Source organism: Alkalihalobacillus sp. BA299, from assembly GCF_017745675.1.
Classification (GTDB): Bacteria; Bacillota; Bacilli; order Bacillales; family Bacillaceae_F; genus Alkalihalobacterium.
Genome location: NZ_JAFLJM010000003.1, coordinates 113,215 through 129,524, shown reverse-complemented (window position 1 = coordinate 129,524; position 16,310 = coordinate 113,215). Strand labels below are relative to the sequence as shown.

The 16,310-nt window shown below is 37.9% G+C and carries 12 protein-coding genes; all 12 read left to right on the top strand.

The annotated features are described in order from the left end of the window. Window positions 1-22: 22 nt before the first annotated feature. The 12 genes from J0N78_RS04990 to J0N78_RS04935 all read left to right on the top strand — a co-directional run bounded on the left by J0N78_RS04990 (window position 23) and on the right by J0N78_RS04935 (window position 16,104). The gene (locus J0N78_RS04990) at window positions 23-658 is read left to right on the top strand and encodes a TetR/AcrR family transcriptional regulator (RefSeq protein WP_209121929.1); all 636 of its coding nucleotides are present in this window, start codon (window positions 23-25) and stop codon (window positions 656-658) included. A gap of 12 nt (window positions 659-670) precedes the next feature. Continuing rightward, complete coding sequence (gene accB, locus J0N78_RS04985) at window positions 671-1,171, top strand: acetyl-CoA carboxylase biotin carboxyl carrier protein (protein WP_209121928.1); 501 nt, start codon at window positions 671-673, stop codon at window positions 1,169-1,171. A gap of 41 nt (window positions 1,172-1,212) precedes the next feature. Then, the gene (locus tag J0N78_RS04980) at window positions 1,213-2,763 is read left to right on the top strand and encodes an acyl-CoA carboxylase subunit beta (protein ID WP_209121927.1); all 1,551 of its coding nucleotides are present in this window, start codon (window positions 1,213-1,215) and stop codon (window positions 2,761-2,763) included. A gap of 284 nt (window positions 2,764-3,047) precedes the next feature. Next, a complete protein-coding gene (locus J0N78_RS04975) occupies window positions 3,048-5,165 on the top strand; it encodes a methylmalonyl-CoA mutase family protein (protein ID WP_209121926.1) in 2,118 nt (705 codons plus the stop codon). Next, window positions 5,165-7,357: a methylmalonyl-CoA mutase gene (gene scpA, locus J0N78_RS04970; RefSeq protein ID WP_209121925.1), complete on the top strand. Its 2,193-nt coding sequence runs from the start codon at window positions 5,165-5,167 to the stop codon at window positions 7,355-7,357. Before J0N78_RS04975 ends, scpA begins: the two co-directional genes overlap by 1 nt. Beyond that, complete coding sequence (meaB, locus tag J0N78_RS04965; protein WP_209121924.1) at window positions 7,350-8,477, top strand: methylmalonyl Co-A mutase-associated GTPase MeaB; 1,128 nt, start codon at window positions 7,350-7,352, stop codon at window positions 8,475-8,477. The genes scpA and meaB overlap by 8 nt, the downstream gene beginning before the upstream one ends. Before the next feature lie 260 nt (window positions 8,478-8,737). Beyond that, on the top strand, window positions 8,738-10,237 hold the full coding sequence (locus tag J0N78_RS04960; RefSeq protein WP_209121923.1) for a helix-turn-helix domain-containing protein: 1,500 nt from the start codon (window positions 8,738-8,740) through the stop codon (window positions 10,235-10,237). Between the two features lie 473 nt (window positions 10,238-10,710). Continuing rightward, the gene (locus tag J0N78_RS04955) at window positions 10,711-11,988 is read left to right on the top strand and encodes a Glu/Leu/Phe/Val family dehydrogenase (protein WP_209122128.1); all 1,278 of its coding nucleotides are present in this window, start codon (window positions 10,711-10,713) and stop codon (window positions 11,986-11,988) included. Between the two features lie 24 nt (window positions 11,989-12,012). Continuing rightward, on the top strand, window positions 12,013-12,264 hold the full coding sequence (locus J0N78_RS04950) for a biotin/lipoyl attachment domain-containing protein (RefSeq protein ID WP_209121922.1): 252 nt from the start codon (window positions 12,013-12,015) through the stop codon (window positions 12,262-12,264). A 256-nt stretch (window positions 12,265-12,520) separates the two neighbouring features. Beyond that, a complete protein-coding gene (hutP, locus tag J0N78_RS04945; protein ID WP_209121921.1) occupies window positions 12,521-12,964 on the top strand; it encodes a histidine utilization transcription antiterminator HutP in 444 nt (147 codons plus the stop codon). Window positions 12,965-13,137: 173 nt separating this feature from the next. Then, the gene (hutH, locus tag J0N78_RS04940) at window positions 13,138-14,655 is read left to right on the top strand and encodes a histidine ammonia-lyase (protein WP_209121920.1); all 1,518 of its coding nucleotides are present in this window, start codon (window positions 13,138-13,140) and stop codon (window positions 14,653-14,655) included. Between the two features lie 141 nt (window positions 14,656-14,796). Further along, the gene (locus J0N78_RS04935; protein WP_209121919.1) at window positions 14,797-16,104 is read left to right on the top strand and encodes a Na+/H+ antiporter family protein; all 1,308 of its coding nucleotides are present in this window, start codon (window positions 14,797-14,799) and stop codon (window positions 16,102-16,104) included. Window positions 16,105-16,310 lie beyond the last annotated feature (206 nt).

The window sequence follows — 16,310 nt, the reverse complement described above, 5'->3', positions numbered from 1 at the left end:
GAAGAAGAAGGTGAATTTTAAAATGACACAACGATCGACTAAAAAGCGAATTACTGAAGCAGCTCTTCATTTATTTGAGGAAAATGGATTTCATGCAGTAACGGTCGATAAAATTGCAAAAGCAAGTGGTACATCAAAAGGTGGTTTCTATCACAATTTTAAATCAAAGGATGAACTCCTTTATACGATCCATGATTCGTTTATAACGTATGTACTTGATAAAGCAGAAGAAGCTTATCAAACCTACAATACGCCAGCAGAAATTTTATATGAAACAGTCAGATCGTTTGTAATGATGTTTGATATGTACCGGCCACACGTTACTGTTTTTTATCAAGAGAGCTTATATTTATCAGCAGATTATTTCCAATCGATTAAACATAAACGCGATCGCTATAAAGAAATGATGTTTAAAGTCGTTCAAGAAGGAATTGATCAAGGCGAGTTTCGTCCAGAACTACCCGTACCGATTACATCAATGGGGATTTTTGGAATGATTAACTGGACGTACAAATGGTATAAATCGAATGGACGATATTCAATAGAAGAAATAGCAACAATTTATGCAGACTTTGTCATGCATTCGATCTTAACAAAAGAAGCGCTTGAGAAACAAGAATATCAACGCTTTTTCCTAAAAAATCAAACCAAAACTTAAGGAGTGTTTTACATGTTAAAAATTACTGATCTTAAAGAACTTATCCGTGCAGTGGATCGCTCATCTATTACAGAACTTACGATTAAAGGAGAAAATAAACAAGAAGTTACGATTAAACGTGGAAGTGCAACAGAATATGTAACAGCACTAGAATCTGCACCAGCACCAACTCCAGCGCCAGTTGCTGCACCAGCACCAGCTCCTGTAGCAGAAACGCCAGTGAAGGAAGAAAAACAACCAGAAGTAGCGACACCAGCTGTAGATGATGCGAATCTTCATAAGATTGTATCACCAATGGTAGGAACGTTTTATGCTGCTCCATCACCAGATGCAGACCCATATGTAAAAGCTGGTGATAGTGTAACTACAGATAGTGTTGTTTGTATCGTTGAAGCGATGAAATTAATGAATGAGCTAGAAGCAGAGGTTACTGGTGAAATTGTTGAAGTATTAGTAGAAAACGGTCAATTAGTAGAGTACGGTCAACCTTTATTCCTCGTAAAACAAGCTTAGTTTGCAAAAGATATATACCGAACAGAATGGAGGAATAGATGATGGACATGTTTGATAAAATTGAAATTATGGAAGATCGTCGTGAGAAAGTCAAGCTTGGTGGTGGCGAAGATCGTATTGATGCTCAACACGCCAAAGGTAAGTTAACAGCTCGTGAGCGCATCGACCTCCTTGTGGATGAAGGAACGTTTGTAGAGATCAATCCTTTCACTGAAACTCGTAGTCTTGAATTTGGAATGGTTGAAGCACCTGGTGAGGGTGTTGTGACTGGTTACGGAAAAGTGGATGGGCGCCTGATTTTTCTTTTCGCACAAGATTTCACTGTATTTGGTGGGGCATTAGGTGAAATGCATGCTCAGAAAATTGCAAAAGTCATGGACTTAGCTGCCGAAAACGGTGCGCCATTCATTGGTTTAAATGACTCAGGTGGTGCACGTATTCAAGAAGGTGTGCTTTCGCTGGACGGTTATGGTCATATTTTTTACCGTAACTCGATTTACTCAGGGGTAATTCCACAAATTTCAGTCATTATGGGACCATGTGCTGGAGGAGCCGTATACTCGCCAGCAATCACAGACTTTGTGTTCATGGTAGAAAAAACAAGTCAAATGTTTATAACGGGTCCAAAAGTGATCGAAAGTGTAACAGGTGCCAAAATTAATGCTGAAGATTTAGGTGGTGCACGTGTCCATTCTTCAGTAAGTGGTAATGCTCACTTTACCGCTTCTTCAGAAGAAGAAGTATTAAATGAAGTACGTAAATTAATTAGTTACTTACCGCCTAATAATGAGCAAAAACCTCCAGTTGTAGAGCCAAATGAGAAAAAGCCATTAGACGAGCGTATTGATGAATTACTTGACGTGGTTCCTGTAGATGGAACGAAAGTATACGATGTACGAAAAGTCATTAACTTAATTCTAGATGACGGTGAGTTCATGGAGGTGCAGCCGAAATTTGCTAAGAATATTGTGAATGGATTTGGTCGTATTAACGGTGAAACCGTAGGGATTGTAGCGAATAATCCTAAAATGATGGCTGGTGGGCTTGATATTGACTCTTCTGATAAATGTGCACGCTTTATTCGTTTCTGTGATTGCTTTAATATACCGATCATTACATTTGAAGATGTTAGTGGGTTTATCCCAGGTGTACAACAAGAACATGGTGGAATCATTCGTCACGGAGCAAAAATTTTATATGCCTACTCTGAAGCAACCGTTCCGAAGATTACTGTTATCCTTCGTAAAGCCTTTGGTGGTGCGTATGTTGCCTTAAACAGTAAAGCCATTGGTGCAGATTTAGTATTTGCTTGGCCAAATGCGGAAATCGCGGTCATGGGGCCAGAAGGGGCAGCGAACATTATTTTCGCAAAAGAAATTCGTGAAAGTGATAACCCAGAGGCAACAAGAGCTGCAAAAATTCAAGAATACCGTGAACGTTTTGCTAATCCATATGTTGCAGCAGCTAACGGCATCGTCGATGACGTTATCGATCCTCGTGATACAAGAAAGAGCTTAGCTAGTGCTTTAGATATGTTGAAAAATAAAAAGAAATCACTGCCGAAAAAGAAACACGGAAACATCCCGCTATAAAGTGAAACTTCACTTAGTGGATACCTTCATTTTCCACTGAGTGTTAGTTGAACCTCGGGTTGTACTAGCGCTTATTTCCTACCTAAACTTCATTGTTTTCTCTAAAGCCGTGGAGTAGGAGTCTTAGCGTAGTTAAACAAGATAAAGATGGGGTAGGAGAGGGATCCTGTAAAAGTTCGTTAATAAATAGATAAAAAGAGTGGAGAGAGCCGATTTTGGTCGGACGGAGTAAATCATTGATAAGATTTTATAAAGAAGGGAGAGAGCGGTAAGTATTCATATGAGTGCTTACCGCAACTATTATGGATGATAAAAAAGCGTTAGAACCATTTTGGGAATTTCCGATTCCGTCGTACGAACAATGGCGTGAAGTAACGGAAAAGTCATTAAAAGGTGCTTCTTTTGAAAAAAAACTAGTTACGAAAACGTATGAAGGTATCTCCTTACAACCAATGTACCAGCAAAAAGATACTGAGGGTTTATCATTAATTGATTCGCTTCCTGGTCAACGTCCATTCTTAAGAGGTGCAGGGGCTGTTCCTACGAAAGAAAAAGCATGGGAAATTAGTCAAGAGATTGCAGTCGCAACACCTAAGCAGTTTAACCTTGTCGCAAAACATGACTTATCTCGTGGTCAAACTGGACTTAATATCGTTTTAGATGAGGTGACTAAAAGAGGGATAGGAATTGAAGAGGGCAAAAGCTTAGTTGGTCAAACCGGATTAAATGTCACGACTGTAGAAGATATGCAAGCAGCAATTGAAGACATTAATTTAGCAAGCATTCCTGTTCATATTCACACAGGAGCTAATGCCGTTCCAATATTCACAATGGTGTTAGGTGCTCTTCAAAAGAATAATATCAAAGCTTCGCAGCTTTCTGGTGTAATTGGGATGGATCCCCTCGGTCAATTGGTTGAAAAGGGGACAATCGAGTATTCATTAGAAGAATGTTATAACTGCATGGCTGATCTCGTTAAATGGTCAACGGATAACGCCCCTTCTCTTCAAACTGTCCTTGTTGAAGGAACACCTTACCATAATGGGGGAAGTAGTGCTGTTGAAGAATTAGCGTTTTCATTAGCTACAGGAGTAGAGTATTTGCAGGCGCTAACGTCTCGTGGGATTTCTATTAAAGATGCAGCGAAATCGATTCGTTTCGTTTTCTCAGTTGGGGCAGATTACTTTATGGAAATGAGTAAAATTCGTGCGGCACGTGTTCTGTGGTCTAAAATTGTTACCGCTTTCGGTGGAGAAGAAAGTGATGGAACGTTATATATTCATGCTAGAACTTCCTCATGGACAAAAACAAAGTATGATCCTTATGTGAATATGTTAAGAAGCACTTCTGAGGCATTTGCAGCAGCAGTCGGAGGAGCCAATAGCATCCATGTAAGCCCTTTTGATGAGCCGATTCAAAAGTCAACCGCTTTTTCTAGAAGAATTGCCCGTAACATTTCGATCATTTTACAGGAAGAATCTCATATTGGAAAAACAGTCGATCCAGCTGGTGGCTCTTGGTATATTGAAGTATTAACGAATGAGCTATCGGAGAAAGCTTGGACACTGTTCCAACAGGTCGAAGCAAAGGGTGGAATTATAGCAGCACTAAAAGCAGGAATACCGCAACAAAAAGTGGCTGCTACGAAAGAAAGTCGATTGAGAAATATAGAACAACGGAAAGATATCTTTGTCGGTACGAATATGTATGCGAATACAACTGAAAAACCAATTGAAGTTGTTTCAGAAGATGATTCTAATTACATTGAACAATATGTCTCTGAGAAATTGAAATTAACAGCTACAACTATTCAGTTTACAAATAAGGCAAACATTGTGGAACAAGCACTTCGGTTTGCAATGAACGGTGCTTCGGTTGCTGACCTTGCTAGCGGTTTAGGGCGAACTGAAAGTACATTGACAATAGAACCAATCGTCCGTAGTAGAGGGGCAGAAAAATTTGAAGAACTTCGCCAAGCAAATGAAGCGTATGCTAAAGAACAAGGAGAGACAGTGAAAGTGTTTTTAGCAAACCTTGGACCTATTCCTAGTCATAAAGCTCGTGCAGATTTTACCGCAGGTTTCTTTGAAATTGGTGGATTTGAAGTAATACGAAATAATGGGTATATGACGAGTTCTGAAGCGGCTCAGGCAGCAATCGATTCAAAAGCAAATGTTGTTGTGATTTGTGGGAAAGACGAAAGCTACCAAGAGCAAGCCACAGAAATTATTAAAACGATCAAACAAACAAACGAAGAGATTACCGTAATGATTGCTGGAAAACCAGCTGAGGAAGATGAAGCAAACTATCGTAATGCTGGGGTTGATGATTTCGTTCATATTCGTTCTAACTGTTATGAAGTTTTAAGGAAGCTTCAAGTCGAGAAAGGAGTTGTTAAATAATGACGAAGCCGGATTTCACGAGTATTCCTTATACAGCAGAAAAACCTTCCTCTAATTTAGACAACTGGCGTCAGCAAGCTGAGCAAACGACTGGAGCTTCATTAGAAGAATTAATGTTTCATACAACAGAAAAAATCGATGTAAAACCGCTCTATACGAAAGCAGATACGGAAGGAATGAAGCATCTTGATTATGTAGCAGGGATTGCGCCGTTTTTCCGTGGGCCATATCCAGCAATGTATAAAGCACGACCATGGACAGTTCGTCAATATGCTGGATTTTCAACCGCTGAAGAAAGTAATGCTTTTTACAGACGTAATTTAGCGGCAGGACAAAAGGGGTTATCGATCGCATTTGATTTAGCAACTCACCGTGGTTATGATTCTGATCACCCAAGAGTAGTAGGGGACGTTGGTAAAGCAGGGGTTGCTGTAGATTCTATCTTAGATATGAAAATTTTATTTGATGGTATTCCGCTTGATCAAATGTCTGTATCGATGACGATGAACGGCGCCGTTCTTCCAGTCATGGCTTTTTATATCGTAGCGGCTGAAGAACAAGGGGTAGCGCAAGAGCTTCTTTCAGGCACGATCCAAAATGATATTTTAAAAGAATATATGGTTCGTAATACGTATATTTATGGCCCTGAAATGTCAATGAAGATCATCGCAGATATTTTTGAGTACACGTCCAAGTATATGCCAAAGTTTAATAGTATTAGTATTTCTGGTTATCATATGCAAGAAGCGGGTGCAACGGCGGATATCGAATTAGGCTATACTTTAGCAGATGGCTTAGAGTATGTTAAGACCGGTTTAAAAGCAGGTATTGATATCGATAAATTCGCCCCACGTTTATCGTTCTTCTGGGCAATTGGAATGAACTATTACATGGAAGTTGCGAAAATGCGTGCAGGTCGTCTCATCTGGGCAAAGCTAATGAAACAGTTTAACCCGAAAAATGACAAATCTTTAGCTCTCAGAACACATTCTCAAACCTCTGGTTGGAGCTTAACCGAGCAAGATCCTTTTAATAACGTGACACGTACATGTATTGAGGCAATGGCAGCGGCACTCGGTCACACTCAGTCATTGCATACGAACGCATTAGATGAAGCGATCGCCTTACCTACAGATTTCTCAGCGAGAATTGCTCGCAACACGCAGCTTTATCTTCAAGATGAAACAGGCATTTGTAATGTGCTAGATCCTTGGGGTGGTTCGTATTACGTTGAGTCATTAACCGCAGAACTCGTGCAAAAAGCATGGGCTCATATTGAAGAAATTGAAGAACTCGGTGGTATGTCAAAAGCGATTGAAACAGGTCTTCCGAAAATGCGGATTGAAGAAGCAGCAGCAAGACGCCAAGCGCATATCGACTCTGGAAAAGAATCAATCATTGGTGTAAACAAATATCGTTTAGAAAAAGAAGATCCGATTGAGATTCTTGATATTGATAACACTGCAGTTAGAGAAGCGCAGATTCGCAGGCTTGAAAAATTAAGAGCTGAACGTGACCAAGCTAAAGTTGATGCTGCGTTAAATGCGATTACGAAAGCAGCTGAAACTGGAAATGGAAACTTACTTGAGCTTTCTGTTGAAGCCGCTCGAGTACGTGCTAGCTTAGGTGAAATTTCTGATGCGATTGAAAAAGTAGCAGGAAGACATAAGGCGGTGATTAGATCGATTAGTGGAGTGTATAGTTCAGAGTTTGGTGATGCAGAACAAGTGAAGGTAGTTCGTGACATGACCGACGTTTTTGAAGAGCGTGAAGGACGTAGACCGCGAATTATGATTGCAAAAATGGGGCAAGACGGTCATGACCGTGGAGCAAAAGTGATTTCTACCGCATTTGCTGATTTAGGGTTTGATGTTGATATCGGTCCTCTTTTCCAAACTCCAGAAGAAGCCGCATTACAAGCCGTTGAAAATGATGTTCATGTGTTAGGGGTAAGTTCACTAGCAGCTGGTCATAAAACACTTCTTCCTCAAGTTGTTGCTGAATTAGAACGTCTTGGCCGTGGCGATATTGCTGTCGTTATTGGTGGGGTTATTCCAGCACAAGATTACGATTACTTAAAAGAAAAAGGAGCAGCAGCTATTTTTGGTCCTGGTACAGTTATCCCTGTTGCAGCTGAAAAAGTATTAGTAGAAGTCAATCGTAGACTTGGTTACGAGGATAACGATGAGTAAGAAAAAATCAAGACCAGAATGGGCAATGGATCAAGCTGAAGGCTATGCCAGTCATTACCTTAAAGGAACTGAAGGTGGACATGACGGGATGAGCAATGAAAAAAAGGCGGTGACGGGGAACAAGTTCCCACGTCGCCGTCAGCTTTCAGTCGATGATTATGTTGCTGGGGTTCTAGAAGGCAATCGTGCGATTATTGCTCAAGCGATTACGTTAGTGGAAAGTAATTCGCAAAAGCATATTCAACTCGGTCAAGAAGTGTTAAAAAAATTAATGCCTTACACAGGAAATTCAATTCGAATTGGATTTACGGGTGTACCAGGTGCGGGGAAAAGTACACTTATTGAGGCATTTGGTACGATGCTATGTGACCAAGGGCATAAAGTGGCGGTACTTGCAGTAGATCCATCAAGCAGTTTGTCCAAAGGGAGTATTTTAGGTGATAAAACGAGAATGGAAAATCTCTCAAGGCATAAAAATGCTTACGTTCGACCATCTCCAGCTGGGGGAACATTAGGCGGGGTAGCTAGAAAAAGCCGTGAGACTTTACTAATTTGTGAAGCTGCGGGCTACGATGTGATGATCGTCGAAACTGTTGGAGTCGGACAAAGTGAAATAACCGTTCGTTCAATGGTGGACTTCTTTCTTGTCATTATGCTGACAGGTGCTGGTGATGAACTGCAAGGCATGAAAAAAGGGGTTATGGAAATTGCTGATGCGATTTTCATTAATAAAGCCGATGGCCATAATAAGCAAGCTGCATTAAATGCAAGAGCAGAATACAATCGGTTATTACATTTTCTCCAGCCAGCTACAAAAGGCTGGGAAACGAAAGCATATACAGTCTCTGCTTTAACAGGTGAAGGTGTTCCTAACATTTGGAAAGTTATTAGACAATACGAACAAGATACCAAAACTTCAGGTGTGTTTGATGAGCGCCGAAAGCAGCAAATGTTAGACTGGGTACGAACGTTAATTGAGGACCAATTAAAAACACGTTTCTATCAAAATGATAAAGTAAAAGAAAACTTTCCATTAATCGAAAAGTTACTTATAAATGGTGAAACATCACCAACACTAGCAGTTCAAACATTATTGAAGATATATGATGAAGATAATTAATAAATGAAATTAAGGTGTCTAGGCTTTTTTAGATGATGACAACATCACTTAACGAATTGTGGTGTTGTCATCTAAAGGGCTTAGCACTTTTTTTATACTTATTATCGATAAGCTCTCTTTAGCTTTATGTTATGAGGAAAGTTGATTTGCAGCTCTTAGAATAAATAGAGAGCTGATTGACTGATAATGGTATACTAATGTCAATAAGCTACGAGTGGGAATGAATAAAAAATTTGTTGTAGATAACGAGGAGTTCAATTATGGCAAAACTACTGATTGCTGAAAGGGATGAAAATGAAAGAATAGGTATTAACTGGCTAGTATCATCTTATTCCCTACCTTTTGAGGAAGTTTTTTTGACCGACACTTTCGATAAAACTATTCAGTTGATTGAAAATAACGTTCCCGACATTGTTTGTATGGAATTAGATATGATCCCAAAAGAAAAGTGGGGCATATTTAAAAGTACTGTTAAGAATTATGTGAAGCAAACGGTTTTAATAACTGCCGAAGCGACGTTTGACAGAGCCATGCAAGCCATTGAAATTCAAGCAGTAGATTTGTGGGTCAAACCTACATCTCCAAATGAAATAAAAAAAACATTGCAACATTGTCTGAGTGCTGAAATACAGACTGTACCACCATTTCAACATAGGGAGCGAGTTTCTGTCTCAAAGCTATCTTATCATTCTCTTTTCCTTGAAAATGAAACAAAAGGGATAGATTTTCAACTGATGGTGTTACAGACAGAAAATCGGAATCAGCTTAAGGAATTGAGGGGTTTTCTAACTGAGTTTAAGTTTCGAAACCAGCCTGTTTTATTTCCTTTAAGTGACCTGATCGTAACCGTTTTCGAAAAAGGCAGTGATTTACAAAAAGAGGGTTATCGTATATTAAAATCGTGGGAAGAGGTATATAATGAGCCACTCGCGATCGTCATTCATGAAGGGGACAATGATGAAGAACAAACGATTCACACAAAATATACGCAAGCAAAGCAAGCTTTGGAACTAACTTTTTTTAAAGGTTACCGACAAATTATCTTGTTTAAAAAAGATTTACATTGGGTACCTTTCGATCCATTTTTAACCCCAGTAGAACAGCGAGAATGGATTGAAATGTTAAACCAAGCAGATAAACGTGGTATTAAAGCTTGGATGTATAAGCAGTTTCTTCACTTAGAAGAACCTTATCCTCAACCCGGGTTATTACGAACTCGACTAACTAGCATATTAGCACAAATACGGCGATATATGCAGACGTATTATCTTAATGAAAAGCGATTTGAAGCATCGTATCACCAAGTATTTTCAACAATATTAAATAATCCTGTTCTTTACCGGATCGTCCAGGAGTTATTGTTATTTACTTATGATATTTTAGATGGGGTAAAACTACAAAAAGAACAATCTCGGTTGGATGTTGTGGAGCAAGCGCTATCGTATATGGAATTGAACTATTATGATTCAACGTTAAGTCTGCAAACAGTTGCTGAGTATATTGAAAGAAGCCCCACATACTTTAGTCATCTACTGGCTAAAAAACTAAACGTGTCCTTTCGTCAGCAGTTAACGAGCATCCGAATTCGCGAGGCGAAACGACTATTGTTAGAGACAACTCTATCGATACAAGAAATTGCTGAACAAACGGGATTTAGTCAAGCTAATTATTTTAGCAGAATTTTCAAAGAACAAACGGGGGTAACCCCAAGAAAGTATCGTCTGAATGAAAAATATGAACAAAATAATGAGCATGAATGAGTGAGAATGAATTGTTGTTTTCTTATAAGTACAAGTGGTGCGCTAGTAAAGGGTTCTAAACATGAAGCGATTATAGTTATTAGTCTTAAGGGGGTTATATCAATGAAGTCGGTTTGACTTCTTGGTATAACCTCTTTTCTATTGATGCTTTACTTAATTAAATGTAATAAAAAATTATCATCTACCTTATATAATTATCCGTTTTTATTGAAAGTAATTTAAAAGGGAACCTCTTACCTTAAATTATTTAAACATTTCGAAAGTTTTTTATCTATTTTCTCATTTACTAGCTCGATATACTTATAGAGCAATAGTTGAGAACCTTAAAAGCTTGGAGCTAAAGTTTTGACCCTTCTCATTGCAGCACTAATTGGGTATTTGTTGTTGTAGTGGAGGTAGATTGAGAAGAGTAGATAAGAATGAAACTTTAAATAACTTGAGGTGAAATCATGCAGATAAGTAATATAAACCAAATGGTGATAGATAAAATTAATGCTGCAAATAAAGAAATAGAATCACCAAATTTATTAAAATCTACTCAAATTATTATTGATGAAGCATTAACTAAACTAGGATATCCAAAAGAAGTATTTGAATTATTGAAAGAACCAATCAGAATGTTAACAGTTCGGATTCCTGTGCGAATGGACGACGATTCGATTAAAGTATTTACAGGTTACCGTGCACAACATAATGATGCCATTGGACCTACGAAAGGTGGTATACGATTTCACCCTGAAATAACGCAAGATGAAGTAAAAGCATTATCCATTTGGATGAGTTTAAAAGCAGGAATTGTGGACCTTCCATATGGTGGTGGAAAAGGTGGAATTGTATGTGACCCAAGAGTAATGTCAATTCGTGAACTCGAACGTTTAAGTAGAGGTTATGTTCGCGCCATAAGTCAAATTGTAGGCCCTACCAAAGACATCCCAGCACCTGATGTTTTTACTAATTCACAAATCATGTCTTGGATGATGGATGAATATAGTCGTATTCGTGAGTTTGATTCACCAGGATTTATAACGGGTAAACCTATTGTATTAGGAGGCTCACAAGGAAGAGAAAGTTCAACAGCTAAGGGCGTAGTTATATGTATTGAAGAAGCAGCTAAAAAGAGAGGAATTACTATTCAAGGAGCTAAAATAGCTATACAAGGGTTTGGAAATGCAGGTAGCTATTTGGCAAAATTCTTATACGACTCTGGCGCGAAAATAGTGGGTATTTCAGATGCTTATGGTGCCTTATATGATGAGAATGGCTTGGACATTCCTTATTTATTAGATAAAAGAGACTCCTTTGGTGTTGTAACAAAGCACTTTAAAAATACAATAACAAATAAAGAATTGCTAGTGCTCCCATGTGATATTCTTGTCCCTGCAGCTATCTCAAATCAAATTACTAAAGAAAATGCAAATCAAATTAAAGCAAAAATAATTGTAGAAGCCGCTAACGGTCCAACAACATTAGAAGCTAACAATATATTAACACAAAAAGGTATATTACTAGTTCCTGATGTATTAGCAAGTGCAGGAGGTGTTACAGTTTCTTATTTTGAATGGGTTCAAAATAATTTAGGTTACTATTGGTCAGAAAAAGAAGTGTCTGAAAAACTTCATAAAGTAATGACAGAAGCTTTCGAGAATGTATATTCGACTGCTATTAAGCAAAACGTTAATATGCGTTTGGCTGGTTATATGATTGGTGTTCGAAAAATAGCAGAAGCATCTCGTTTTCGCGGATGGATATAACATTGATTTTATAGGATGGTGAATATGAACATATATAGAAAAGTTACAAGTTCATGGAATGGTGTAGTAGAAGAAGTTTTCGTACATCGAGGTTCATATGTTTATGAATGGGAGCCTTTATTTTTAATAAAAACATTGGATGGTTCCACTAAAATAGTTCAAGTTAATACAAGTGGTGACATTGAAATTTTGAAAGTAAAAAAAGGGGATCATGTGACTATTGAAAGTGAATTAGCAATATTGCAAGAGGATTTTTTGCCAACTGGTTGTGATTAAAATGTATAAAATGGCACTTGAGAAATTGATTGTAAATGGTCAATAACTGTAATCCTCCATCAAAACACTGCATATACTGAGTATAGGTCCACTAATGGAGTATTGAAAAACAAAAAAAATCAGAACAGTATTGACACCTTAAAGGAAAACGCATACACTAAATCCTAGTTAATAGTTAATAGTTAATAGTTAATAGTTAATATAAATACTATAATTTTAGTTGTTAGTTCTTAGAAAAGGAAAAGAGTTGTTTACTATGTCCTTGAGTAAAGACCGCCAGATTGGTCGGAGTGCAATTCTATTGTTACTTAGTGATGATAAGAATGAACAAATCACTAAGCTAGAAACGATAGGTTGGAAGTTTTGTACTGGTAAAGTTGGTTCAATGGAAGAACATAAAGTAGTGGCAGCAATAGAAACTGCAGCAAAGAAGAATGGGATTATTCAATCGAGTGTCTATCGTGAATCCCATGCATTATATCATGCGATTATGGAAGCACTTCATGGTGTAACGAGAGGGCATGTCCAATTAGGTTCAGTGTTACGTACAGTTGGATTAAGCTTTTCCGTTTTACGTGGGAACCCTTATGAAAATGAGCATGAGGGGGAATGGATCGCTGTTTCTTTATATGGTACGATTGGTGCTCCAGTAAAGGGTTCTGAACATGAAGCGATTGGTTTAGGAATCAATCATATATAAGTGTATGTTCAAAAAAGAGGAATTCCAGACTTTTTGAACATCCTATATTAAATAACCCATAGTTATTAGTCTAATAGGGGGTTATATCAATGAAGTCAGTCTGACTTCTTGGTATAACCCCCTTTTCTATTGCCGCTTTACTTAATTAAAGTAGATGAGAGGGGAATACGATTATGGTTACACTGACAGGTCATACACTTACGTTTTCTGAAGTTATGCGAGTATTATACGAAAAAGAACAAGTAAATGCTTCCAAAGAGAGTCTAAAGAAGGTCGCTGACAGTAGAAAAGCGGTTGAGGAGATTGTAAAAAAAGAGAAAGTGATTTACGGAATTACTACAGGTTTTGGAAAGTTTAGTGATGTGTTTATTGATAAAGAAGATGTTGAAAAGCTTCAGCTAAATTTAATCCGTTCTCATGCCTGCGGAGTTGGAGAGCCATTTCCAGAAATTGTTTCCAGAGCGATGACGTTACTAAGAGCAAATGCTTTGTTAAAAGGTTATTCAGGCGTAAGACCGATAATTATTGAGAGATTATTAGAATTAGTTAACCTAGAGATACATCCCGTTATTCCTCAACAAGGGTCTCTAGGAGCAAGTGGTGATTTAGCTCCGCTATCGCATTTAGCTCTTGTATTAATTGGGGAAGGAGAAGTTTTTTATAAAGGAAATAGAGTCCCAGCCATTGAAGCACTGACAAAAGAAGGACTATTCCCAATTATATTAACAGCTAAAGAAGGGTTAGCTTTAATAAATGGGACCCAAGCGATGACTGCGATGGGGGTAGTTGCTTACCTTGAAGCGGAAAAGCTGGCTTTTCAATCCGAAGTGATAGCATCGATGACGATGGAAGGGCTAAGGGGGATTACTGATGCATTTGATGAAGATATTCATTTAGCTCGAGGATATAAAGAACAGGTTGAAGTAGCCGCAAGAATGCGTTCGTATTTAGCTAACAGTCAATTAACGACAAAGCAAGGTGAAATTAGAGTACAAGATGCCTATTCATTACGGTGTATACCACAAGTGCATGGAGCGACATGGCAAACACTAAACTATGTTAAGGAAAAATTAGAAATTGAAATGAACGCTGCGACAGATAACCCGTTAATTTTTAATCAAGGAGAAAAAGTGATTTCAGGGGGGAATTTCCACGGACAGCCGATTGCCTTTGCTATGGATTTCTTAAAAATTGCGATGGCAGAGCTAGGAAATATCGCGGAAAGAAGAATTGAGCGCTTAGTTAATCCGCAATTAAATGATCTTCCGCCGTTTTTAAGCCCAGAGCCAGGATTGCAATCGGGAGCGATGATCATGCAATATGTAGCAGCTTCACTTGTATCAGAAAACAAAACATTAGCACATCCTGCAAGTGTAGATTCAATTCCTTCTTCTGCCAACCAAGAGGATCATGTAAGTATGGGTACAATCGCATCTAGACACGCTTATCAAATTATTTCTAATGTACGTCGAGTCTTAGCCATTGAAGCGATTTGTGCTATGCAAGCCGTTGAAGTAAGAGGGATAGAAAAAATGGCTTCAATTACTCATAACTTTTTCAAAGACGGAAGAAAGATTTCTCCATCTATTACAGAAGACAGGATTTTTTCAAAAGACATTGAGCAGATTGCGACTTGGCTAAAGAATAGTTCTTATTCTTATGAAAATTTGAAACCTACAATTCAACCGTAAAGAAATTAGAGTTTAGGGAGGTTGGGCAAAGTTAAGCCGCCTCTCTAATTAATTAGCCATAAATATCGACTTAGTTTGGTAATGGATACTCGGTTTGAAGGTGATGAGCAAATTATTATAGAAAAAAATGGAGGGGTACTTTTGATTAATGCTGTAGTAATTTCTGTGATCGTTATGGTTATTTTAAGCTTATTCCGTGTAAATGTCGTGTTAGCGATTTTAGTTGCTGCGTTAACTGCAGGGATAACAGCGGATTTATCTTTAACTGAAACAACAACGCTGTTAGTATCTGGGATGGGTGGACAAGCAAACACAGCTTTAAGCTACATTTTACTTGGTGCATTTGCTGTCATGATAGGGTATTCGGGTATTACAGGCTTTTTAGTGAGACATTTATTCAAAATGTTAAAAGGTAAAAAAGCTTTTCTGTTATTAACGATTGCAGGTGTAGCGTGCTTATCGCAAAATGTCGTTCCTGTCCATATCGCATTTATTCCAATCCTTATACCTCCACTTCTTTATTTATTTGACAATATGAAACTAGATCGTCGAGGAGTTGCCACTTCTCTAACGTTTGGCTTGAAAGCACCTTATGTAATGATACCAGCTGGATACGGTCTCATCTTTCATGGTATTATTGCAGACGAAATGACGTCAAATGGGATGGAAATTAGTATTAGCCAAATCCCATTAGCGATGTTAATCCCAGGAATAGGGATGATCGTTGGGTTATTCATCGCTATCTTTTTTACTTACCGAAAGGATCGAGAGGCTACAACAGAACAATCTGCTTCTATTGAAATTGCAGCAGGTGTAGATGAAGATTTAAGGTTTTCAAAATATCATTTCTTTACACTGTTTGCTATTGTGGGTGTTCTAGTTGTACAACTAATCTCTAAGTCTTTAGTTTTGGGAGCGCTTACAGGAATTATTATTATGTTTTTGGCTCAAGTGGTTCCTTTTAAAGAAGGCGATCGAATGGTAAATGAAGGTATTAAAATGATGGGAATGATTGCTTTTGTCATGCTCATTGCTTCTGGTTATGCAACAATTCTAAAAGAAACAGGTGCTGTAGAAAGCTTAGTTTCATCAACTAGTGTACTTTTAGAGAACAATATGTTTTTAGCTGCTTTAATGATGATGTTTGTAGGAATGTTAATCACAATGGGAATCGGCTCTTCTTTTGGTACAATACCAATATTAGCGGCATTGTTTGTCCCTTTATGTCTGTCCCTAGGTTTTTCATCATTAGCAACAGCAGTATTAATTGGAACAGCGTCTGCAATAGGAGATGCAGGTTCACCAGCTTCCGATAGTACATTAGGTCCAACGTCAGGCTTAAATGCTGATGGAAATCATAATCATATTTGGGATACATGTGTACCGACGTTTATCCATTTTAATATTCCCTTATTTATTTTCGGTCTTATTGGAGCCATGATCTTATAAATTCGTATCCAATTTATATAATAACTTGTGTATTGTTAAATAATAATATTATTAAAATTTTAAGGAAAGGACTTCCAATATGGAGGTCCTTTTCTACTTGTTTAAACTCACGATCTATCAATTGGGTCATGAATTAATCAAGATTTATATAAAATGATCCAAAAAGAAAGATATACTATAAAAATTATCATATACCTTATATAATT